Origin of the sequence: Rhizobium sp. AQ_MP, assembly GCF_014237835.1 — a bacterium.
Classification (GTDB): Bacteria; Pseudomonadota; Alphaproteobacteria; order Rhizobiales; family Rhizobiaceae; genus Allorhizobium.
Window position 1 is genome coordinate 31396 of the sequence record NZ_JACJVI010000001.1, and the last position, 20256, is coordinate 51651.

The following is a 20256-nucleotide window of genomic DNA, read 5'->3' on the forward strand; positions in this document are numbered from 1 at the left end:
AGATGAGCAACCACGCCTTCCTCTTACTTGCTGGATGTAACGACAAGATGACGAGCGCCGCTTGCCTCTTTTCTTCGTTGCAAAAACGGCTATGACCGTCAGGCCAAGCAAACGGAGCCCCGGACCTCATGAGCCAGTTCGATGTCCTGACGATCGGTAACGCCATCGTCGACATTATTTCTCGCTGCGACGACCAGTTTCTGATCGACAACGCCATTACCAAGAGCGCAATGAACCTGATTGATGCGGAACGTGCCGAACGGCTCTACGGCATGATGGGTCCGGCAGTCGAAGCCTCCGGCGGCAGCGCCGGCAACACGGCCGCCGGCATCGCCAATTTTGGTGGGAAGGCGGCCTATTTCGGCAAGGTTGCGGAAGACCAGCTCGGCGAGATCTTCACTCATGACATCCGCGCCCAGGGCGTGCATTTCGAAACCCGCCCCCTCGGAGGCCAGCCGCCCACCGCCCGGAGCATGATCTTCGTCACCGAAGACGGCGAGCGCTCGATGAACACCTATCTCGGCGCCTGCGTCGAATTCGGCCCTGAGGATGTAGAGCCGGATGTGGTGGCCCAGTCGAAAGTGACCTATTTTGAGGGCTATCTCTGGGATCCGCCACGCGCCAAGCAGGCGATTCTCGACTGCGCCCGCATTGCCCACGAAGCTGGCCGGGAAATGTCGATGACGCTGTCCGACAGCTTCTGCGTCGGTCGCTATCGGTCCGAGTTCCTCGACCTGATGCGTTCCGGCACCGTCGACATCGTCTTCGCCAACGAACAGGAAGCCCTGTCGCTCTACGAAACCGACGATTTCTCCCATGCACTTGACCTGATCTCTAGGGATTGCAGGCTCGCAGCCGTGACCATGGGCGAGCAGGGTGCCGTGATCGTCAAGGATGACCAGCGTATCCGCGTGCCGGCAACCCTGGTGGAAACGGTGGTCGATACGACAGGGGCCGGCGACCTCTTCGCCTCCGGCTTCCTGTATGGCTATACCAACGGCCGAAGCCTTGAGGATTGCGGCCATCTCGGCTGCTATGCCGCCGGTGTCGTCATCCAGCAGATCGGCCCTCGACCGATGATGTCCCTGCGGAGGGGGGCAGCCGGGATCGGCCTTATTTGAAGGCCTCGCCCGGATAGGCACCCCAGATCTCGTTCTGCGAAACCCAGCCGCTGACGCCGCCGGTTTCGCCGAGGCACCAGTTGCCATTGCATTCCCGGAGCCTGAGCACGACACCCGGCTCGAGCTTGGCGATCACCTGCGCCGACGAGTTCGAATCGCGGCGCATCATTACATAGACATTGTCGCCGTTTCCGCGCATCCAGGGCGCGGCAACGGCCGTCCGTTCGCCGGTGAGCAGGGTCTGGTTCACCCATCCCTCGGTGCCGTCGGCATCGCGGATCTGCCGCCAGTTCTCATACTCGCGGATAATCTCGACCGGCAGGCCGGATTTCATATAGCGCCAGGACACGGCGTAATCGGTGCTGGGCCCGATCCGCAGGTTCACCTTCTCGGCCTTCAGGCTGACGAAGCGCGGCAGGGGCAGGCCGCTTGATCCCTTTGTCGAAGATTGGGCGCGACCGTCGATCGGAGCGACCACGAGAGACAGCGAAAGGACGCTGAGTGCAAGGCTGACGCGGCACAGTTTATCAAACATGGTCATTCCGGGCTAAGCTATGGAAATGAAGTGCTTCACCGCCCCGTATCGCCTTGCGCGGGTCCGGGACAAATCCGCTCCCATCCAGCGAGTTTTGTTTGTCTTCGCCGACGGGTTTGGTAGAAATTGCCTTCCTGAGGAGCGAAGTATCCCGCGACTTGGTTAATGAGTTCTGAACAAGGCATCGATCCGGCCCATGACGAACAGGAAGAGACCCAAGGTCTATATCACGCGGAAACTCCCGGATGCCGTGGAAACGCGCATGCGCGAGCTCTTCGAGGCCGAACTCAACGTAGACGACAAGCCGCGAACGCGCGAAGAATTGATCTCTGCGGTGAAGACGGCCGACGTGCTGGTGCCGACGGTCACGGACCGAATCGATGCCGCTCTCATCGCCGAGGCCGGCCCGCAGCTGAAGCTGATTGCCAGTTTCTCGAATGGCACCGACCATATCGACATCGATGCTGCCGCGAAGAAGGGCATCACTGTCACCAACACGCCGAATGTCCTGACGGAAGATACGGCGGACATGACTATGGCGCTGATCCTCGCCGTCCCGCGCCGTTTGGTGCAGGGCGCGCGCGTGCTGATGGACAAGCCGGGCGAATGGGAAGGCTGGTCGCCGACATGGATGCTCGGTCGCCGCATCTGGGGCAAGCGGATCGGCATCATCGGCATGGGCCGCATCGGCACCGCCGTCGCCCGCCGAGCCAAGGCCTTCGGCCTGTCGATCCACTATCACAATCGCAAGCGGGTGAATCCGGCGACCGAGGACGAGTTGGAGGCGACCTATTGGGACAGCCTCGACCAGATGCTCGCCCGCGTCGACATCGTCTCGGTGAACTGCCCGTCGACACCAGCAACCTTCCATCTGCTCTCGGCCCGTCGCCTGGCGCTGCTGCAGCCGACAAGTTACGTGGTCAACACCGCCCGAGGCGACATCATCGACGAGGATGCCCTGGTGCAGGCGCTGCGCGCCGGCAAGATCGCCGGTGCCGGTCTCGACGTCTTCGAGAACGAGCCCGCCGTCAATCCGAAGCTGGTGAAACTCGCCAACGAGGGCAAGGTCGTGCTCCTGCCACATACCGGCTCGGCCACCATCGAGGGCCGCATCGACATGGGCGACAAGGTGATCATCAATATCCGCACCTATTTCGACGGTCACAGGCCGCCGAACAGGGTCCTGCCGAACCGCAACTGATCCTCAGGCGAGGCGTTTCTGCATTTCGATGAAGGTGATGCGGTCATAGCCCGCATGGCTTTTCTCGGCCGTCCGGACGAAGCCCCAGGCGCCGAACCGCCTATGATTGCCGGTGAGTTCGATCCGGGTCTCCAGCCGCAAGGCCGGCTTGCCGAGTTCCCGTGCGATCGCTTCGGCCTCGGCCAGAAAACGGCTGCCGATCCCGCTGCCTTGTGCCTCGGGCGACACCGCCAGCTTGCCAAGATAAAGGAAGTGCTCTTCCGGTCGCAGGAAGGCGCAGCCGAGGAACAGTCCGTCGAGCTCCGCCACCAGTCCGATCTCGTCCCGGGCCTTGTCCTTGAGCGATGCAGCGGTCAGCCGATGCGCCGAGGAGGGCGGATCGATGACACCGTCCATATAGGCAAACGAACCCATGATCAGCGCCAGAAGCTCTTCATAGCGGCCAAAACTCTCATCGATGCGACGGATGCTCACTGTCATGTCCCTGCACGTCTCTTGTAGCGGATGGTGTCGAAGCGCGCAGCCAGCCCGTCATACATGAGAAGTCGCCCGATCAGTGGTTCGCCGATCCCGGTGATCACCTTGATCGCCTCCATCGCCATCAGCGTGCCGATCACGCCAGTCAGCGCACCGATCACGCCGGCCTCGGCGCAAGCCGGCACCAGCCCCTCGGGAGGAGGCTCGGGAAAGAGATCGGTATAGCGCGGATAGGCCAGGCCATCCGGCCCATTCTCGTAAGGTTTCAGGACCGTCACGGTCCCGTCGAAGCGCCCGACGGCCCCCGTCACCAGCGGTATCTTCATCAGCTCGGCCGCATCCGCGGCCGCATAGCGGGTGACAAAGTTATCCGAACCGTCGATCAGCAATGTGTAGCGCGGCAGATGATCCCTAGCGAATTCTGCCGTGAAACGCTCTTCATAGCGGATCGTCCGGCAATTCGGATTGAGCCGTATGATGGCCTGGGCCGCACTCTCCGTTTTCTTCTCGCCAAGCGTCCCGCTATCGTGGATCACCTGCCGCTGCAGATTGGAGAGTGAGACCCCGTCGTCATCGACGATCCCGAGCGTGCCGACGCCCGCTGCCGCGAGATACTGCAGCACCGGTGAGCCAAGCCCACCAGCCCCGATCACCAGCACCCGGGCCGCCTTCAGCAACTGCTGCCCATGCCCACCCACCTCGGGCAGCAGGATATGGCGGTGATAGCGGGAAAGTTCTTCGGGCGAGAGCGGATCCATGCGGCTCACTTTGCCACCGGGAGGCGTGGAAGAAAAGCGCGCTCAGCCATCGATCTGCCCATCCCTGACGGTCACGAATTGCGCGCGCTCGCCAAGCGCCGAGAACATGGCCTTGTCCGTCCCCGTCATGAAGGCCTGCCCGCCGAGTGCATCGATGCGGGCAAAGAGCGCCGCCCTGCGTCCTTCATCGAGATGTGCCGCGATTTCATCCAGCAGCAGGATCGGCGCAAAGCCCGTCATCGTCGCCACCAGCCGGGCATGGGCAAGCACCAGCCCGATCAGGAGCGCCTTCTGCTCTCCCGTCGAGCAGCGCTCGGCATCCATGTCCTTCTCGATATGCCGGACCACGAGGTCGGCGCGGTGCGGTCCGTCGAGCGTCCGCCCGGCTGCCGCATCGCGGTGCCGCGACTGGGCGAGAATCTCGACATACCGCTCCTCCAGTTCGAAGGCCGGCAGATCGGCGAGCTCGTCGAGGAAGCCCGTCAGAGCAAGCGATGCCGACGGGAAGGCGGAAGCGTCCCGATCCGCCTCGATCAGCCCGGAGAGGAGGCCGAGCATCTCCCGCCGCGCTGCCGCCATGGCCGTGCCGAGCGCCGCCATCTGCTGCTCGATGCCGGACAGCCAGGTCGGATCGAAGCGGCCCTCCGACAAGAGCTTGTTGCGGCTGCGCATTGCCCGCTCGAAGTCACTCGCACGCCGTCCATGAGCCGGGTCGAGCGACAGTACCAGCCGGTCGAGGAACCGCCGCCTGTCGGCCGACGGACCGGTGAAGAGCCCGTCCATCGCCGGTGTCAGCCACAGGATACGCAGATGATCGGTAAGCTCGTCGACCGACTTCGCCGGCGCGCCGTTGATCCGTAGACGCCGGACGAGATTGTCCTCTTCCGTCGTCTCCGTCCCCGTGCCGATATCGGCTTCGCCCGCCATGCCGTCGATCGCCGCAAAGATCGTGAAGCTCACCGATGCCCCGAGCCGCGGAATGTCCGAGAGCACAGCACGGCGCAGCCCGCGGCCCGGCGACAGGAAGGAGATCGCCTCCATGAAATTGGTCTTGCCGGCCCCGTTGTCGCCGACCAGCACGACATGCCGTCCGTCCAGCGCCAGACCTGCCTGGGCATAGTTGCGGAAGTCCGTGAGTTTGAGCCGGTGGATCTGTGTCTTCTGGGTCATCGGTCGGAATCGTTGTCGCCTTGAGCTAGGCCGATTGGCCGGTGAAGGCAAGGCGCAAGCGTGCTTTCGGCTTTATCTCAGGGCCTGCGGCGCCTTGCGGCATGGAACAGTTCTTGAGACGCGCTAGTTTGATGACATTGCCGACGATCTGGAGCCAGGTCATGCCCCAGCATTCCGATGATCTCACACCCGAAGAAGCCCGCCGTGACCACTGGGACATGCTGGGTTTTCTTGCACTAAACGCTACGCTCGGCGCGGCCCTCGGCTTCGCCGTCGCCTGCGGCATTGTCTGGTTCGATATCGGCGGCGTGGGCAAATCACTGTCCCGGTCTAGCCATCCCGTGCTCCCGACCATCATGATGGCCGTGCCGCTGGCACTCACTTTCGCGGCGGCGGTCACGGCATCTGCAGTCATGACCATGCCTTACCGAAAGAAGAAACAACGTTGATGCGCCCTGCAGTCCCCATTTGACCCCACCTTCGTCTTGCGGCATTGAGGCCGCTTCAGAGATGATGGAGAAGGCCATGGACACGCAGGAAGAACGCATCACGCGTCTGGAAGAAACCATTGCCCACCAGACGCGGGTCATCGAGGAACTGTCGGATCAGCTGACCGAGCAATGGAAGGTGGTGGAGCAAACCCGCGCCAAGCTCGACCGTCTGACGGAGCGTTTCCTGTCGCTGGAGGAGCAGGCGCTGGAAGCTCCCGCCATCACCCGGCCGCCGCATTACTGATCGGCATGTCACTCCGTAGAGAAACCGGTCACAACGGCATCAACCATATGCGTCAGCTGCTCCCTTGAGGCATCGAGCCGACCGGTCAGCAGTCTCTGCCAGCAGAAGCTCGAGAACAACTCCATCACGAGCGGAATGTCGAGTTCGCTGCGGATCTCGCCCCGAGTCACGCCCCGCTCGAGGATGACCCCGCTTGCCCGGCAGCGCGTGACGGCATAGTCACGCAGCGCCTCCAGAGCGGCCGGATCGCTCTGTGCCTCGGCGATGATCGAGCGAAACACTTCACCACCGCTCTTCTTCCAGAAGCCGAGCAGCGTCTCCAGGAAGGCGATCAGGTCGCCCCGCGTGCTGCCGGTGTCGGGATAGAAGGTCTCGCCCTTCTGCCGGTGGTAGATGTCGAGGAGCAGCGCCGCCTTCGAGGGCCACCAGCGATAGATGGTTGGTTTGCCAGCCTTGGCGCGTCTGGCCACAGCCTCGATGGAAAAAGCCGAAAGCCCGCCTTCGCTGAGGATTTCGGCCGCAGCAGAGAGGATCGCCTCCTCGCTTGCAGGGTTACGCTGTGCTCCGATCGAGGCGCGTTTTGTGATCCCGTGTGCAGTCTTTGTCACAGTCTGTACTCCTATGACTGAGCCATAGCAGAAAAATCTATTGAACGAAACGGTCCGTTTCAATATAAACGAAACGTACCGTTCTTATGGAGCCTCCCATGACCACCCCCTCCGCATCCCGCCCGACCCCGTCCAAGCATCGGCTTGCCCTGCTCATGCTCCTGGTCATCTATCCCTTCGTGACCGGCATTCTCTATGTCCTGATGCCGCTCACCGAGGGTTGGCCGATCTGGGCCCGGACGGCGCTCCTCGCGCCGATCATGGTTCTCTCGATCGTTTATGGCATTGCGCCCGCGATCCACAGGCACTTCGCCTGGTTCATCCTGCGCCAGCCGCGGCTGATAGCCTGAACCCATGCAAAAGGGGCGGCCCCACCAGGACCGCCCCTTGCAATTTGCTCTCTTGAAGACAACGGCTCAGTCGCTGAGCGTGTCGAAGAAATCCTTCATCCGGGCAAAGAAGCCCGTCGATTCCGGATTGTTTTCCTTCGACGACAGCTGCTCGAACTCCTGCAGCAACTCCCTCTGGCGCTTCGTCAGCTTCTGCGGCGTCTCGATCTGGATCTGAATGTAGAGATCGCCCACTTGCGTCGAACGTAGCACGGGCATTCCCTTGCCCTTCAGGCGGAACTGTTTGCCGGCCTGGGTACCCTCCGGAACCGTCACACGGGACTTGCTGCCATCGAGCGTCACGACATCGAACGTTCCGCCAAGCGCTGCCGTCGTCATCGAGATCGGCACGGAGCAATACAGATCCGCACCATCACGCTGGAAGAACTCATGCGGCTTCACCGACAGGAAGATGTAGAGATCTCCAGACGGACCGCCCCGGAGCCCGGCCTCGCCTTCGCCCTGCAGGCGAATGCGCGTGCCGTCCTCGATACCCGAGGGAATACTGACCGAAAGCGAACGCTCTTCGGTCACCCGGCCCTGGCCGTGGCACTTGCCGCAGGGATCCGAAATCGTCTGGCCGCGACCGTGGCAGGTCGGGCAGGTCCGTTCGATCGAGAAGAAGCCCTGAGCCGCACGCACGCGACCCGAGCCCTGACAGGTCGTGCAGGTCTTCGGCTGCGTTCCGGGCTTGGCGCCCGAACCCGTGCAGACGTCACAGGTGATCGAGGTCGGAACCCGGATCTGCGCGGTCTTGCCGGTAAACGCCTCTTCAAGGCTGATTTCCATGTTGTAGCGCAGGTCTGCGCCACGTTCGCGACCCCCGGTCGAGCGTGCACGACCACCCCGACCGCCGCCCATCATCTCGCCGAAGATATCTTCGAAAATGTCGGAGAAGCCGCCGCCGGCAAAACCGCCGCCACCGCCGAAGCCGCCACCGCCCATGCCGCCCTGCTCGAAGGCGGCGTGGCCGAAGCGGTCATAGGCCGCGCGCTTCTGGGGATCCTTCAAGGTCTCGTAGGCCTCGTTGATCTCCTTGAACTTCTTCTCGGCTTCGCTGTCATCGGGATTCTTGTCCGGATGATATTTCATGGCCAGCTTGCGGAAGGCGCTCTTCAGCTCCTTCTCGTCCGCCGTCCGGGCAACTCCGAGGGTCTCGTAGAAATCTGCTTTTGCCATGGTCTTACAAAGCTCTCAAAGCTTTCCCAACGCTCGTGTGGCTGCCTGTCGCCTTGCCGGCCTGTTTATCGCAGGCCTGCATGTCTTTCTGGAAGTCGGACGCCGCGGACATCGCATCCTGCATCAGAAGCTTGCGCGCCTCGCCCTTGCTGATCAGCCCATCCGCAGATGTGACCGCTGCAAAGGCCAGCGAATGCGCAGCCATGTCGCAGGAGGAGACTTCGCCACCGTTTTCACGCCTTTGAAGCGCGGCCTCGATGATCTTGCCGAGATCGTTGCCGATGCGGGAAAGGGAATTGCTGTCCTTCGCGGAAATCGCCTTGGCCACCTTGGCTTCGGCGGCGCTCACCTGGCGATGAACGGCGCTGACCTGCCCCCTGTCCTGTGCCATGGCACCGGTTGTCAGTATCAACGAAATGGCGGCTGGCCCGAGGGCCAGCCAGCGCGGAAAACGGCGTCCGAAGTGGCCCTGCATCAGGCCGACTTCTTCGCGTCTTCGTCCTTCACTTCTTCATAGTCGGCGTCGACGACGTTGTCGTCCTTGCCGCCATCCGCGTTGCCTGCACCGCCTTCGGCCTGCTGGGCTTCGTAGATGGCCTGGCCCAGCTTCATGGAGACTTCCATGAGCGTCTGGGTCTTGGCCTGGATGTCGTCGGCGTCAGGCTCGGAGGCTTCGATCGAACCCTTCAGGGCAGCGATTGCATCCTCGATTGCCTTGCGATCGGTTTCCGAAACCTTGTCGCCATACTCCTTGACCGACTTCTCGGTGGAGTGAACGAGGCTTTCGGCCTGGTTCTTGGCTTCGACCACGGCACGACGCTTCTTGTCGGCCTCGGCATTGGCTTCGGCGTCCTTCACCATCTTCTCGATGTCGGCGTCGGAGAGACCACCGGAGGCCTGGATGCGGATCTGCTGTTCCTTGCCGGTGCCCTTGTCCTTGGCCGAAACCTGAACGATGCCGTTCGCGTCGATGTCGAAGGTGACTTCGATCTGCGGAACGCCACGCGGTGCCGGCGGCAGGCCAACGAGGTCGAACTGACCGAGCAGCTTGTTGTCTGCTGCCATTTCGCGCTCGCCCTGGCTAACGCGGATGGTCACGGCCTGCTGGTTGTCTTCAGCGGTCGAGAAGGTCTGGCTCTTCTTCGTCGGGATCGTCGTGTTGCGATCGATCAGGCGGGTGAAGACGCCACCGAGGGTCTCGATGCCGAGCGACAGCGGGGTCACGTCGAGCAGCAGAACGTCCTTGACGTCGCCCTGCAGAACGCCGGCCTGGATCGCTGCACCGAGTGCAACGACTTCATCCGGGTTGACGCCCTTGTGCGGCTCCTTGCCGAACAGCTGCTTCACGACTTCCTGGACCTTCGGCATGCGGCTCATGCCGCCGACCAGAACCACTTCATCGATATCGGCAGCGGAAACGCCGGCGTCCTTAAGGGCTGCCTTGCACGGTGCGATCGTGCGCTGGACGAGATCGTCGACCAGGCTTTCGAACTTGGCGCGCGTCAGCTTCATCGTCAGATGCTTCGGACCGGAAGCGTCTGCCGTGATGAAGGGCAGGTTGATTTCGGTCTGCTGCGAAGACGACAGCTCAATCTTGGCCTTTTCGGCGGCTTCCTTCAGGCGCTGCAGGGCCAGCTTGTCGCCCTTCAGGTCGATGCCCTGGTCCTTCTTGAACTCGGCTGCGAGATATTCGACGAGACGCATGTCGAAGTCTTCACCGCCGAGGAAGGTGTCGCCATTGGTCGACTTCACTTCGAAGACGCCGTCGCCGATTTCCAGAACCGAGATATCGAAGGTACCACCGCCAAGGTCGTAAACGGCGATCGTCTTGCCGTCCTTCTTGTCGAGGCCGTAGGCGAGCGCGGCAGCCGTCGGCTCGTTGATGATGCGCAGAACTTCAAGACCCGCGATGCGGCCGGCATCCTTGGTGGCCTGGCGCTGTGCGTCGTTGAAGTAGGCGGGAACGGTGATGACGGCCTTTTCGACCTTTTCGCCGAGATAGGCTTCCGCCGTTTCCTTCATCTTCTGCAGGATCATGGCAGAGATCTGCGACGGGGAGTAACCCTTGTTCTGGGCCTCGACCCAGGCGTCGCCATTGTCACCCTTGACGATCTGGAACGGCACGAGACCCTTGTCCTTCTCGACGGTCGGATCTTCGTAGCGACGACCGATCAGACGCTTGACGGCGAAGAGCGTATTGGTCGGGTTGGTGACCGCCTGGCGCTTAGCCGGCTGGCCGACGAGACGTTCGCCATCGTCAGAAAACGCCACCATGGACGGCGTGGTGCGAGCGCCTTCGGAATTCTCGATGACCTTTGCATCTTTGCCGTCCATGACGGCGACGCAGGAATTGGTCGTTCCAAGGTCGATACCGATTACTTTTGCCATGTCATATTCTCCTTGAAGCAGGCCGCCGGAACCCCAATCAGGCATTCCTGACAGCCCCTCGACGTGGATGGTCTGGGATACACTGCAGCGCCGCTGCGGTTATGTCGCGTATATAAGAAGCGGAATTTCTGACTGCAAGGCTGGAAATCCGCCGAAAACCGGGAAAAAAGAACAGATTGCAACGGCCGATTCATGTGATCTGCCTCGGTCTTCCGTCCCTTTTTGATTGGGCATGCTACACTATCGGCCTTGCGTCAGGCCGACGGGCCAACGGCTCCGTCAATGGGGGATCACTGACCGAGAATCAAGTCGAGCAGCGTCGTGCGCCGCGTGCTCTGCTGGCCACCGACGTCACCCGGCGGAACAGGCCCAGGCGAACCGGTGATATCCTGCGACGGCACGGGCTCCGCCGGATACTCTTCTGCATAGACGGGCTCGCCGGTATAGCGCTCCTCGCCACCACCCTGGAACACATCGGAGATGATGGTGCCGATGGTCATCGGATCTTCGGAAGGTGCCGGTTCGATAAAGTCGCCACCCGGCAGCGGGGCGGGGGCAAGACCCTGATGCGCTGCCGTCATGAAGTCGTGCCAGGCCTTCGCCGGCAGCCCGCCGCCGGTCACCTTCTTCATCGACTGGCCATCGTCATTGCCGAACCAGATGCCGGTCGTCAGATTGCTCGTGTACCCGACAAAGAGAGCGTCGCGGAACGATTGCGTCGTTCCTGTCTTGCCGGCGGCTTCCCAGCCAGCAAGCTGCGCCTTCTTGCCCGTTCCGTGATCGATGACGCTGCGCATCATCACATTCATCGCTGCGACGACGCCATCATTCAGCACTTTCGGCGGCTCGAGATAGTTGTTCTCGTAAAGCAGCGTCCCGTCTGCCTTGGATATGCGCCGCACGATATGCGGCGTCGCCTTGTAGCCGCCGTTCATGAAGGGGGCGTATGCCGCCGTCAGCTCAAGCAGCGAGACTTCCGAGGTGCCGAGCGCGATCGAGGCATTGTTCTGCAGCTCCGATTCGATTCCCATGCGATGCGCGACCTTGATCACCTGAGCCGGCCCGACTTCCATCACCAACTGGGCGGCGATCGTGTTCAGCGATTCCGAGAGCGCCTGCGTGGCGCTGACCGGTCCGCGATATTTCTGGTCGTAGTTCTCGGGTGTCCAGGAACCGATCCGAATCGGTGCATCATTGCGCACCGAAGTCGGGCGCAGACCGTTCTCGACGGCAGCCGCGTAGACGAACGGCTTGAAGGCCGAACCCGGCTGCCGCTTCGCCTTGACTGCACGGTTGAACTGGCTCTCGGCATAGTCGCGGCCGCCGACCAGCGCCCGGATCGCACCTGTCCCGTCGATCGAGACGAGGGCGGCCTGCGAGGCGTTGGCCTTCTCGCCCTCAGCCGCCAGCGATTCCGTCAGCGCGGCCTCCGCCTTTTTCTCAAGCGTCATGTCGATTGTCGTCTCGACCAAGATGTCCTCGGTGACCTTGCCGATCAGCATGGTGACTTCGTCGCGCACGAGATCGGCGACATATTGCCCGGCACCGCTCCAGTACCGTTTCGCCTTCGTAGGCGGCTGCGTCATCGCCGTCTTGATCTCGTCCTGGGTGATGTAGCCTTCTTCAAGCATTGCCTGCAGAACGACCTGCGCACGCGCTTCCGCCGCTTCCGGATCGCGCGCAGGCGACAGCCGTGACGGCGCCTTGAGAAGCCCTGCGAGAAGCGCCGCCTCACCGAGGTTCACGTCACGTGCCGACTTGTTGAAATAGCGCCGGGCCGCCGCCTCGACACCATAGGCGTTCGAACCGAAGAACACCCGGTTCAGATACATCGCAAGAATCTGGTCTTTCGTGTATTTCTGCTCCAGCCAGAAGGCGAGCAGCACTTCCTGGACTTTGCGCTCGACCGTGCGCTCCGGCGACAGAAAGAGGTTCTTGGCAAGCTGCTGCGTCAATGTCGAGCCGCCCTGCACCGCCCGTCCACTGGTCACGTTGGTGACGACGGCGCGCACCAGCCCCAGGGGATCGACGCCGAAATGCGAATAGAAGCGCCGGTCCTCGATCGCCATCACCGCCTGCGGGATGAAGGGCGACATTTCCTCGAGCGGCAGCGCCTCGCCGCCGGTCGCGCCCCGGTTGGCGATCACCGTGCCTTCGACGGAAACAATCTTCATGTTCGGCGGGCGTTCCGGGATCGACCAACTGCTGGCGCTCGGCATCTGCGAGCCATAATAGGCGACCAGACCGATGACTCCGATGCCGCACCAGATCGACAGCACGAAGCCCCAATAGATCAGTTTCCCCAGGCCAAAGCCGCTGCCGCTCTTCGCTTTGCGATTTCTCTGCGGCACCGACTTGCCGCGTTTTCCAGCTGACCCAGAGGTCTTCGCTCCAGATCGGCCCGCGCGGCGGCCGACGACCCGATCATCTGCATCGAGCCGCATATCCTCGTCCTCGCGCTCGTCTTCGAAGCGCGGTTCGATGCGGTCTCGGGATTTTCCTCGGCTCACCATTGCGGTGATCTTGCTCCAGATGCTCGTGATGCTGCCTTTGGCGGGCAGGCTGGGAAATCGCTTCAAGACATCGCGATCAATCATGGCAGCGCCACACATGATGATTGCGCAATTGCACAGTAAATGCGGCGATTTAAGGGGTGGTTAAAGCCTCGTAAACAGGCCTTGAACCAGTCGTGACCTCACTGGCAGAGATCGGCCCATTCGCCGCCGACGAGAGAGAGCATGCGTTCCGGCGCGATCCGCACCGCCGCATTGGTTGCGCCGGCCGCCGGCACCACTTCATCGAAGGCCTTGAGCGACAGATCGCAATAGACCTTGAGCGGCGAGGGCAGGCCGAATGGGCAGACCCCGCCCACCGGATGGCTTGTCGCCTCGATGACGGCCTCGGCATCGAGCATGCGTGGCTTGACCCCGAAGCGGTCCTTGAACTTGCGATTGTCGAGCCGTTTTGTCCCGGCAGTCACGACCAGCACAACATCTTCGCCGATCCTGAGGCAGATGGTCTTGGCAATCTGGTCCGGCGCGACGCCGTGTGCTTCGGCCGCAAGCGAAACGGTGGCAGAACTCGCTTCGGTGACGATGACGGTGATGTCGGGAGCGTTGTCCCGGAAGAACTGGCGGACGGTTTCGAGTGTCATGGCAGAAGTCTATCCAAAGCCCACGAAACTTTTCAAGCCGATACAGCCTTGAAACGCGGCCGCATCGCTCCCATTTCTTATTTACCAGACGATCGAGCGTTTTCGAAAATCCTGTTTCAGGAACCTTTGAACGCTTAACCGGTTGTTAAGCATCCAGAGCGATCATCACGATCCGGGATGCGGTTCGCGAAGGCGGGCCAACATCCGAGACATCGAATGGCACGTTTCCGTCCCTGACCACGGATGTACTGGCAGGTAGCGTTGAAACGTAAAGGAAAGGCCGGTTTGTGACCGGCCTTTTTGCTTTTTTAGGCTTAGCCATTCGCAAGCGCGTCGAGGATCCGGATCCACGAGCGGATGCCCTTGTGGAACGAGTTCAGGTCATACTTCTCGTTCGGCGAATGGATGCGGTCGTCGGTGAGGCCAAAGCCGACCAGCAGCGAATCCATGCCGAGCATCTTCTGGAAATCCCCGACGATCGGGATCGATCCGCCCATGCCGATGATCACGGCCGGCCTCGGCCATTCATCCGAGAGCGCGTTCTTCGCCTTGGTCAGCTCCGGCGAATCATAGGAAAGCTGGATGGCCGGCGAACCGCCATGCTCGTGGAATTCCACCTTGCAGTCATCAGGAATGCGCGCCTGCACGAAGGTGCGGAAACTCTCACGCACCTTGGCGGGATCCTGGCTGCCGACCAGGCGGAACGAGATCTTGGCCGAAGCCTTGGCCGCAATCACCGTCTTGAAGCCTTCGCCGGTGTAGCCGCCAATGATGCCGTTCACTTCCGCCGTCGGCCGCGCCCAGGTGAGCTCCAGCACGGAACGGCCCTTTTCACCCGCCGGGACAGACAGGCCCACCTCGCCGAGGAAGCTTTCCGCCGTCCGCCCCAGGCTTTCCCAGGAGGCCTTGATATTGGCGGGGGTCTCTTCGACACCGTCGTAGAAACCCGGAAGGGTCACCTTGCCGGTCTCGTCATGCAGGTCGGCGAGGATCTTCGTCAGGATGTGCACCGGATTGGCAGCCGCACCGCCGAAGAGACCCGAATGCAGGTCGCGGTCGGCTGCGATGATGGTCACTTCTTCGCCGACCAGGCCGCGAAGCGCCGCAGCGATCGCCGGCGTCTCGCGATCCCACATGCTGGTGTCGCAAACCAGCGCGAAATCGGCCTTAAGCTCGTCGGCATTGGCCGCCAGGAACGGCTTAAGCGACGGCGAACCGGATTCTTCCTCGCCCTCGAACAGGATCGTGATCTTGGCCGGCAGCGAACCCTTCACCGCCTTATAGGCGCGGCAGGCCTCGACGAAGGTCAGAAGCTGGCCCTTGTCGTCGGAGGTGCCACGACCGGTGATCACCTTACGGCCGTCCTTCTCCTTGATCGCAGGCTCGAACGGATCGTCTTCCCAGAGATCGAGCGGATCGACCGGCTGCACGTCGTAATGGCCGTAGAAGAGCACATGCGGCGCGTCGGCCCGATCGGCAGCGTGATGGGCGACCACCATCGGATGGCCGGGCGTGTCGCGCAGCGAGGCGTCGAAGCCCAGTTCGGTAAGCGCCGAGACCAGCCATTCGCCGGCCTTGCGGCACTCGGCCTTGTAGGCCAGATCCGTCGAGATCGAGGGAATCCGCACGAGGTCGAACAGCCGCTCGAGGCTCTGCGGCAGGGCCTCGTCGGCCTTGGCGAGGATTGGGGAGAGATCGGTCATGGTCATGTCCTGCAATTATGAAATTGCGGCGGACGATAGACCAAAGCTCCCTGGGTTTCGAGGCGTGGAGACCGCGAATTTTTCTCAAGGTGCCATCAAGATCCATTCACAGCTTGCGCGCGTTCGCGATCGCCCAGCGGATGTATTCTTTCAGCAATTCCTTCTCGAAGCGCCGGAAACCCTTGAAGACGGCCTGTTCGGCCTCTTCGGCTGCAGCGAGCGCTTCCTCGCGCATGCCGCGCGCCTTGTCGGTCAGGAAGATCTGCTGTGCCCGCTTGTCCTTTGGGTGCGCTCGGCGTTCGATCAGCCCGTCTCGCTCCATGCGCGCAAGCGTATTGGCAATCGTCGCCTGCTCCACATCGACGCGATCGAGCAATTGCCTCTGCGTCAGCCCTTCTTCCTCCCAGAGCTCGATCAGGATCGGAAACTGTCCGGGCGAAAAGCCGAGCTTGGCCGCGCGCGCCTGCAGCGCCCGTGTGAACCCGCGCGCCAACTGGCTCGCCAGCCAGGTGGCGGATTCGGAGCGGTCAGGGGTCGTACGGTCATGGGCCATGGCGCTCGACACGTCGTCATAGGTGAAGTCTTCCGGAATGATCGCATGCGATCCATTTCCGAGGCTGACTAATTTTGGGTTCAGGAAGAAGGGGGGTGGAGGCCGTCGTGGCTTGAGGCGGGGACTGCCACGACGGCTCCGGAATATGGGGACAAAGGCCCGGAGAGGGGGATAAGGCCTTTGCCCGAGTCTGAAGCGGCGGGGGACGAGCCTCTTTCAGACTACGGCGTGATCAGTCGCCGATGACTGAGATTTGTGATCCGGAATGTGGTTTTTCAAGGGAAGCCGGGATTACAAATCGGTAAGCTTTTCGTGATGATTCGCCGCTGATCCGCCGCGACGATCTCCCATACATGGCGCGCGTTTTTGCGGCGGGCCGGCGAAACCGTCATGGACGTTTCAGCCGCCTCGCGCTATCCATGCCCTCATGAAAAAAGGCGATCATCTCTTCCTCGTCGACGGCTCGGGTTTCATCTTCCGCGCCTTCCACGCCATCCCGGCCCTGAACCGCAAGTCGGACGGCCTGCCCGTCAACGCGGTCTCCGGCTTCTGCAACATGCTGTGGAAGCTGTTGCGCGACGCCCGCAACACCGATGTCGGTGTGACGCCGACGCATCTGGCCGTCATCTTCGACTACTCGTCGACCACCTTCCGCAAGGAGATCTATCCGCTTTACAAGGCGAACCGCTCGGCCCCGCCGGAAGACCTGATCCCGCAATTCGGCCTGATCCGCCATGCGACCCGCGCCTTCAACCTGCCCTGCATCGAGACGGAAGGCTTCGAGGCCGACGACATCATCGCCACCTATGCCCGCCAGGCAGAGGCCATCGGCGCCGATGTCACCATCGTCTCCTCCGACAAGGACCTGATGCAGCTCGTCACGCCGAACGTGCATATGTACGACGCGATGAAGGACAAGCAGATCGGCATTCCCGACGTCATCGAGAAATGGGGTGTGCCGCCGGAAAAGATGATCGACCTGCAGGCGATGACCGGCGATTCGACCGACAACGTACCGGGCATCCCCGGCATCGGCCCGAAGACCGCCGCCCAGCTCCTCGAGGAATTCGGCGATCTGGAAACGCTGCTCGCCCGCGCAGGCGAGATCAAGCAGGTCAAGCGCCGCGAAAACATCGTCGCCAATGCCGAGCTCGCCCGCGTGTCCCGCCAGCTCGTCGAACTGCGCACCGACGTGCCGCTCGACATGAAGCTCGAGGATCTTGTTCTCGAACCGCAGAATGGTCCGAAGCTCATCGCCTTCCTGAAGGCGATGGAATTCACCACGCTCACCCGCCGTGTCGCCGAAGTCTGCGAATGCGATGCCGCCGCCATCGAGCCTGCCACCGTGCCGGTCGAATGGGGCGATGCCGCCCGCGGCCCCGATCTAGACGCCGGCGACGCTCCCGCCTCGTCTTCTGCCCCCGTCACTGCACCGACCGCTGCGTCAACGGCAGCCATGACCGGCAGCCCCGACGGCAAAACCCCTGCAGATCTTTCGGCAAGCCGCGCCAATGCTTTCGCCGGCAAACCGCTCGACGCCAGCGCCTATGTGACGATCCGCGATATCGAGACCCTTGAGCTCTGGATCGCCGCGGCCCGGGAAACCGGCCTCGTCGCCTTCGATACCGAGACCACATCGCTCGATCCGATGCAGGCCGAACTCGTCGGCGTCTCGCTCGCCATCCAGGACAATGTCCTGTCGCCCGGTTCGACCGACATCCGCGCCGCCTATATCCCGCTGACCCACAAGACCGGTGTCGGCGATCTCCTCGGCGGTGGTCATGCCGAGGGCCAGATCCCGATGAAGGACGCGCTGGCCGCCCTGAAGGACCTGCTCGAAGACCCTTCCGTGTTGAAGGTCGCGCAGAACCTGAAATACGACTACCTGGTAATGAAGCGCCAAGGCATTGTCATGCAGGCCTTCGATGACACCATGCTGATGTCCTACGTGCTGGATGCCGGCAAGGGCAATCACGGCATGGATGGCCTGTCGGAGAAATGGCTCGGCCACACGCCGATACCTTACAAGGACGTCGCCGGCTCCGGCAAATCCTCTGTCACCTTCGACCTCGTCGATATCGACCGCGCAACCGCCTATGCCGCCGAGGACGCCGATGTCACGCTTCGTCTCTGGCTGGTGCTGAAGCCGCGCCTGGCCGCCGAGGGGCTGACCCGCATCTACGAGCGTCTTGAGCGACCGCTGGTGCCGGTGCTTGCCCATATGGAAGAGCGCGGCATCACCGTCGACCGCCAGATCCTCTCGCGTCTGTCGGGCGAACTCGCCCAGAAGGCCGCCGCCGCCGAGGATGAAGTCTATGAACTCGCCGGCGAGCGCTTCAACATCGGCTCGCCCAAGCAGCTCGGCGATATCCTCTTTGGCAGACTGGGGCTTCCCGGCGGGTCCAAGACGAAGACCGGCCAGTGGTCCACCTCTGCTCAGGTTCTGGAAGACCTCGCCGCCGAGGGCGCGCCGCTGCCGCGCAAGATCGTCGACTGGCGCCAGCTGACCAAGCTCAAATCCACCTATACGGACGCGCTGCCCGGATACATCCACCCGATAACCAAGCGCGTCCACACCGGCTACTCGCTCGCCTCCACGACAACGGGTCGTCTCTCGTCGTCAGAGCCGAACCTGCAGAACATCCCGGTCCGCACCGCAGAAGGCCGCAAGATCCGCACCGCCTTCATCTCGACGCCCGGTCACAAGCTGCTGTCGGCAGACTACAGCCAGATCGAACTGCGCGTGCTCGCCCATGTCGCCGAGATCCCGCAGCTGCGCCAGGCCTTCGCCGATGGCGTCGACATCCACGCCATGACCGCGTCGGAGATGTTCGGCGTCCCGGTCGAGGGCATGCCGTCGGAAGTCCGCCGCCGCGCCAAGGCGATCAACTTCGGCATCATCTACGGCATCTCCGCCTTCGGCCTTGCGAACCAGCTCGGCATCGAGCGCTCGGAAGCCGGCGACTACATCAAGAAGTATTTCGAGCGCTTCCCCGGTATCAAGGACTACATGGAGAGCACAAAGGCCTTCGCCCGCGAGCATGGTTATGTGGAAACCATCTTCGGCCGCCGCGCCCATTACCCGGAGATCAAGTCGTCCAACCCCTCCATGCGCGCCTTCAACGAGCGCGCCGCGATCAACGCGCCCATCCAGGGCTCGGCTGCCGACATCATCCGTCGTGCGATGATCCAGATCGAGCCGGCGCTAGCTGCGGCTGGTCTCTCGGAGCGCGTCCGCATGTTGCTGCAGGTGCATGACGAACTGATCTTCGAAGTCGAGGACGAGGCCGTCGATGCCGCGATGCCTGTCATCGTCGACATCATGGAAAACGCCGCCATGCCGGCCGTCTCCATGCGCGTGCCGCTCAAGGTCGACGCCCGCGCCGCCCACAATTGGGACGAGGCGCACTGAGAATTCCCGGCCTCGCCGGTTAGCGAAACACAGGGGCCATTCGGCCCACAGGAGTATCAATCTTGGCCTTCAAGACCATCAACGGCAATGTCGTCCACTACGAGCTGATCGGCGAGGCGAAAGCCAAGAACCTGATCGTCTTCTCCAACGGGCTCGGCACCGACTTCCGCATCTGGCTGCCGCTCTTCGACGAGCTCGGCGACGATGTCTCGGTGCTGCTCTATGACAGCCGTGGCCACGGCCTCTCCGGCGGCGCCGACAAGCCCTTCGGCATGGCCGATCTCGTCTCGGATCTCGCAACCTTGTGCGACGAACTCGGCATCCGCAAGGCGACCTTCTGCGGCCTCTCCGTTGGCGGTCTCGTCTGCCAGGGCCTCTGGCAGGAGCGTCCGGATCTGTTCCGCAAGCTCATCCTCTGCGACACGGCCCCCCGGATCGGCACTGCCGAAATCTGGGCCGAGCGCATCGCCGGCATCGAGAAGGGCGGGGTCGAAAGCGCTGCCGACAGCGCCATGGCGCGCTGGTTCACGCCGGCCTTCCATGAAGACCGCGCCGACGAATTGGCCGGCTACCGCCTGATGATGACGCGCCAGTCGAAGGCTGCCTATCTTTCGACCTGTCATGCCCTGCGCGACACGGATTTCTCGGACATCCTGCCGACCATCACGGTCCCCACGCTCTTCGTTGTCGGCGACCAGGACGGCTCGACGCCGCCAGCAACGGTCGAGGCGGGCTCGCAACTGGTGCCGGGTGCCCGTTTCGAAGTCATCGAGGACTGCGCCCATATCCCCTGCGTCGAACAGCCGGAGGCGCTCGCCGATCTGATCCAGGGTTTCATGCGCAAGCAGTGAAAATCACCTCCCCCTTGAGGGG

At 62.5% G+C, this 20256-nt stretch carries 19 protein-coding genes; 7 read left to right on the forward strand and 12 right to left on the reverse strand.

Annotated elements, in window-relative coordinates; all coding sequences use genetic code 11:
* The first annotated feature begins 128 nt into the window (after positions 1 to 128).
* Positions 129 to 1121, forward strand: coding sequence for an adenosine kinase (locus H6M51_RS00170; protein ID WP_185807881.1), 993 nt, complete (start codon positions 129 to 131; stop codon positions 1119 to 1121).
* Here H6M51_RS00170 and H6M51_RS00175 read toward each other — a convergent pair.
* A complete protein-coding gene (locus H6M51_RS00175; RefSeq protein ID WP_185807882.1) occupies positions 1114 to 1656 on the reverse strand; it encodes an SH3 domain-containing protein in 543 nt (180 codons plus the stop codon). The two genes, H6M51_RS00170 and H6M51_RS00175, sit on opposite strands and share 8 nt — an antisense overlap.
* Positions 1657 to 1852: 196 nt before the next feature.
* On the opposite strand from H6M51_RS00175, the gene H6M51_RS00180 reads away from it, so the two are divergent.
* Positions 1853 to 2857 (forward strand): D-glycerate dehydrogenase, encoded by a 1005-nt coding sequence (locus H6M51_RS00180; RefSeq protein ID WP_185807883.1) that lies wholly within the window; start codon positions 1853 to 1855, stop codon positions 2855 to 2857.
* Between the two features lie 3 nt (positions 2858 to 2860).
* On the opposite strand, the gene H6M51_RS00185 is transcribed toward H6M51_RS00180, so the two are convergent.
* From H6M51_RS00185 to recF, 3 genes are read right to left on the reverse strand one after another with little or no spacing between them, the layout of a single operon-like run.
* The gene (locus H6M51_RS00185; protein ID WP_185807884.1) at positions 2861 to 3337 is read right to left on the reverse strand and encodes a GNAT family N-acetyltransferase; all 477 of its coding nucleotides are present in this window, start codon (positions 3335 to 3337) and stop codon (positions 2861 to 2863) included.
* A complete protein-coding gene (locus H6M51_RS00190; RefSeq protein WP_185808405.1) occupies positions 3334 to 4092 on the reverse strand; it encodes a molybdopterin-synthase adenylyltransferase MoeB in 759 nt (252 codons plus the stop codon). Before H6M51_RS00190 ends, H6M51_RS00185 begins: the two co-directional genes overlap by 4 nt.
* A 42-nt stretch (positions 4093 to 4134) precedes the next feature.
* The gene (recF, locus tag H6M51_RS00195) at positions 4135 to 5262 is read right to left on the reverse strand and encodes a DNA replication/repair protein RecF (protein WP_185807885.1); all 1128 of its coding nucleotides are present in this window, start codon (positions 5260 to 5262) and stop codon (positions 4135 to 4137) included.
* A 161-nt stretch (positions 5263 to 5423) separates the two neighbouring features.
* Here recF and H6M51_RS00200 point away from each other — a divergent pair, with 161 nt between their 5' ends.
* Together H6M51_RS00200 and H6M51_RS00205 are read left to right on the forward strand one after the other, a co-directional pair.
* Complete coding sequence (locus H6M51_RS00200; RefSeq protein WP_185807886.1) at positions 5424 to 5711, forward strand: hypothetical protein; 288 nt, start codon at positions 5424 to 5426, stop codon at positions 5709 to 5711.
* A gap of 76 nt (positions 5712 to 5787) precedes the next feature.
* Positions 5788 to 5997, forward strand: coding sequence for a SlyX family protein (locus tag H6M51_RS00205; RefSeq protein ID WP_185807887.1), 210 nt, complete (start codon positions 5788 to 5790; stop codon positions 5995 to 5997).
* Between the two features lie 8 nt (positions 5998 to 6005).
* On the opposite strand, the gene H6M51_RS00210 is transcribed toward H6M51_RS00205, so the two are convergent.
* Entirely contained in the window at positions 6006 to 6605 is a 600-nt protein-coding gene (locus H6M51_RS00210) for a TetR/AcrR family transcriptional regulator (RefSeq protein ID WP_185807888.1), read from the reverse strand.
* 98 nt (positions 6606 to 6703) lie between these two features.
* Here H6M51_RS00210 and H6M51_RS00215 point away from each other — a divergent pair, with 98 nt between their 5' ends.
* Positions 6704 to 6955: a hypothetical protein gene (locus tag H6M51_RS00215; protein ID WP_246780345.1), complete on the forward strand. Its 252-nt coding sequence runs from the start codon at positions 6704 to 6706 to the stop codon at positions 6953 to 6955.
* A gap of 66 nt (positions 6956 to 7021) precedes the next feature.
* Here the strand turns inward: H6M51_RS00215 and dnaJ are convergent, their stop codons facing one another.
* The 7 genes from dnaJ to H6M51_RS00250 form a co-directional block, all read right to left on the reverse strand.
* Complete coding sequence (gene dnaJ / locus H6M51_RS00220) at positions 7022 to 8173, reverse strand: molecular chaperone DnaJ (protein WP_185807890.1); 1152 nt, start codon at positions 8171 to 8173, stop codon at positions 7022 to 7024.
* A 4-nt stretch (positions 8174 to 8177) separates the two neighbouring features.
* Positions 8178 to 8648, reverse strand: a complete 471-nt coding sequence (locus tag H6M51_RS00225; protein ID WP_185807891.1) for a hypothetical protein — start codon at positions 8646 to 8648, stop codon at positions 8178 to 8180.
* Positions 8648 to 10561, reverse strand: coding sequence for a molecular chaperone DnaK (gene dnaK, locus H6M51_RS00230; protein ID WP_185807892.1), 1914 nt, complete (start codon positions 10559 to 10561; stop codon positions 8648 to 8650). The genes H6M51_RS00225 and dnaK overlap by 1 nt, the downstream gene beginning before the upstream one ends.
* Before the next feature lie 290 nt (positions 10562 to 10851).
* Positions 10852 to 13074, reverse strand: coding sequence for a transglycosylase domain-containing protein (locus H6M51_RS00235; RefSeq protein ID WP_185808406.1), 2223 nt, complete (start codon positions 13072 to 13074; stop codon positions 10852 to 10854).
* A 182-nt stretch (positions 13075 to 13256) separates the two neighbouring features.
* Positions 13257 to 13715, reverse strand: a complete 459-nt coding sequence (locus H6M51_RS00240; RefSeq protein WP_185807893.1) for a YbaK/EbsC family protein — start codon at positions 13713 to 13715, stop codon at positions 13257 to 13259.
* Between the two features lie 314 nt (positions 13716 to 14029).
* Positions 14030 to 15418, reverse strand: coding sequence for a dipeptidase (locus tag H6M51_RS00245; protein ID WP_185807894.1), 1389 nt, complete (start codon positions 15416 to 15418; stop codon positions 14030 to 14032).
* Positions 15419 to 15524: 106 nt separating this feature from the next.
* On the reverse strand, positions 15525 to 15971 hold the full coding sequence (locus H6M51_RS00250; protein ID WP_185807895.1) for a MarR family winged helix-turn-helix transcriptional regulator: 447 nt from the start codon (positions 15969 to 15971) through the stop codon (positions 15525 to 15527).
* 427 nt (positions 15972 to 16398) lie between these two features.
* On the opposite strand from H6M51_RS00250, the gene polA reads away from it, so the two are divergent.
* Positions 16399 to 19383, forward strand: coding sequence for a DNA polymerase I (gene polA / locus H6M51_RS00255; protein ID WP_185807896.1), 2985 nt, complete (start codon positions 16399 to 16401; stop codon positions 19381 to 19383).
* 62 nt (positions 19384 to 19445) lie between these two features.
* Positions 19446 to 20234: a 3-oxoadipate enol-lactonase gene (gene pcaD / locus H6M51_RS00260; protein ID WP_185807897.1), complete on the forward strand. Its 789-nt coding sequence runs from the start codon at positions 19446 to 19448 to the stop codon at positions 20232 to 20234.
* Positions 20235 to 20256: the final 22 nt, after the last annotated feature.

What these genes read in the sequence shown, in the direction of transcription:
- H6M51_RS00170 (WP_185807881.1), top strand. Translation starts at nt 129, where the DNA reads ATGAGCCAGTTCGATGTCCTGACGATCGGTAACGCCATCGTCGACATT.
- H6M51_RS00175 (WP_185807882.1), bottom strand. Translation starts at nt 1,656, where the DNA reads ATGTTTGATAAACTGTGCCGCGTCAGCCTTGCACTCAGCGTCCTTTCG.
- H6M51_RS00180 (WP_185807883.1), top strand. Translation starts at nt 1,853, where the DNA reads ATGACGAACAGGAAGAGACCCAAGGTCTATATCACGCGGAAACTCCCG.
- H6M51_RS00185 (WP_185807884.1), bottom strand. Translation starts at nt 3,337, where the DNA reads ATGACAGTGAGCATCCGTCGCATCGATGAGAGTTTTGGCCGCTATGAA.
- H6M51_RS00190 (WP_185808405.1), bottom strand. Translation starts at nt 4,092, where the DNA reads ATGGATCCGCTCTCGCCCGAAGAACTTTCCCGCTATCACCGCCATATC.
- recF (WP_185807885.1), bottom strand. Translation starts at nt 5,262, where the DNA reads ATGACCCAGAAGACACAGATCCACCGGCTCAAACTCACGGACTTCCGC.
- H6M51_RS00200 (WP_185807886.1), top strand. Translation starts at nt 5,424, where the DNA reads ATGCCCCAGCATTCCGATGATCTCACACCCGAAGAAGCCCGCCGTGAC.
- H6M51_RS00205 (WP_185807887.1), top strand. Translation starts at nt 5,788, where the DNA reads ATGGACACGCAGGAAGAACGCATCACGCGTCTGGAAGAAACCATTGCC.
- H6M51_RS00215 (WP_246780345.1), top strand. Translation starts at nt 6,704, where the DNA reads ATGACCACCCCCTCCGCATCCCGCCCGACCCCGTCCAAGCATCGGCTT.
- dnaJ (WP_185807890.1), bottom strand. Translation starts at nt 8,173, where the DNA reads ATGGCAAAAGCAGATTTCTACGAGACCCTCGGAGTTGCCCGGACGGCG.
- H6M51_RS00225 (WP_185807891.1), bottom strand. Translation starts at nt 8,648, where the DNA reads ATGCAGGGCCACTTCGGACGCCGTTTTCCGCGCTGGCTGGCCCTCGGG.
- dnaK (WP_185807892.1), bottom strand. Translation starts at nt 10,561, where the DNA reads ATGGCAAAAGTAATCGGTATCGACCTTGGAACGACCAATTCCTGCGTC.
- H6M51_RS00235 (WP_185808406.1), bottom strand. Translation starts at nt 13,074, where the DNA reads ATGGTGAGCCGAGGAAAATCCCGAGACCGCATCGAACCGCGCTTCGAA.
- H6M51_RS00240 (WP_185807893.1), bottom strand. Translation starts at nt 13,715, where the DNA reads ATGACACTCGAAACCGTCCGCCAGTTCTTCCGGGACAACGCTCCCGAC.
- H6M51_RS00245 (WP_185807894.1), bottom strand. Translation starts at nt 15,418, where the DNA reads ATGACCGATCTCTCCCCAATCCTCGCCAAGGCCGACGAGGCCCTGCCG.
- H6M51_RS00250 (WP_185807895.1), bottom strand. Translation starts at nt 15,971, where the DNA reads ATGGCCCATGACCGTACGACCCCTGACCGCTCCGAATCCGCCACCTGG.
- polA (WP_185807896.1), top strand. Translation starts at nt 16,399, where the DNA reads ATGAAAAAAGGCGATCATCTCTTCCTCGTCGACGGCTCGGGTTTCATC.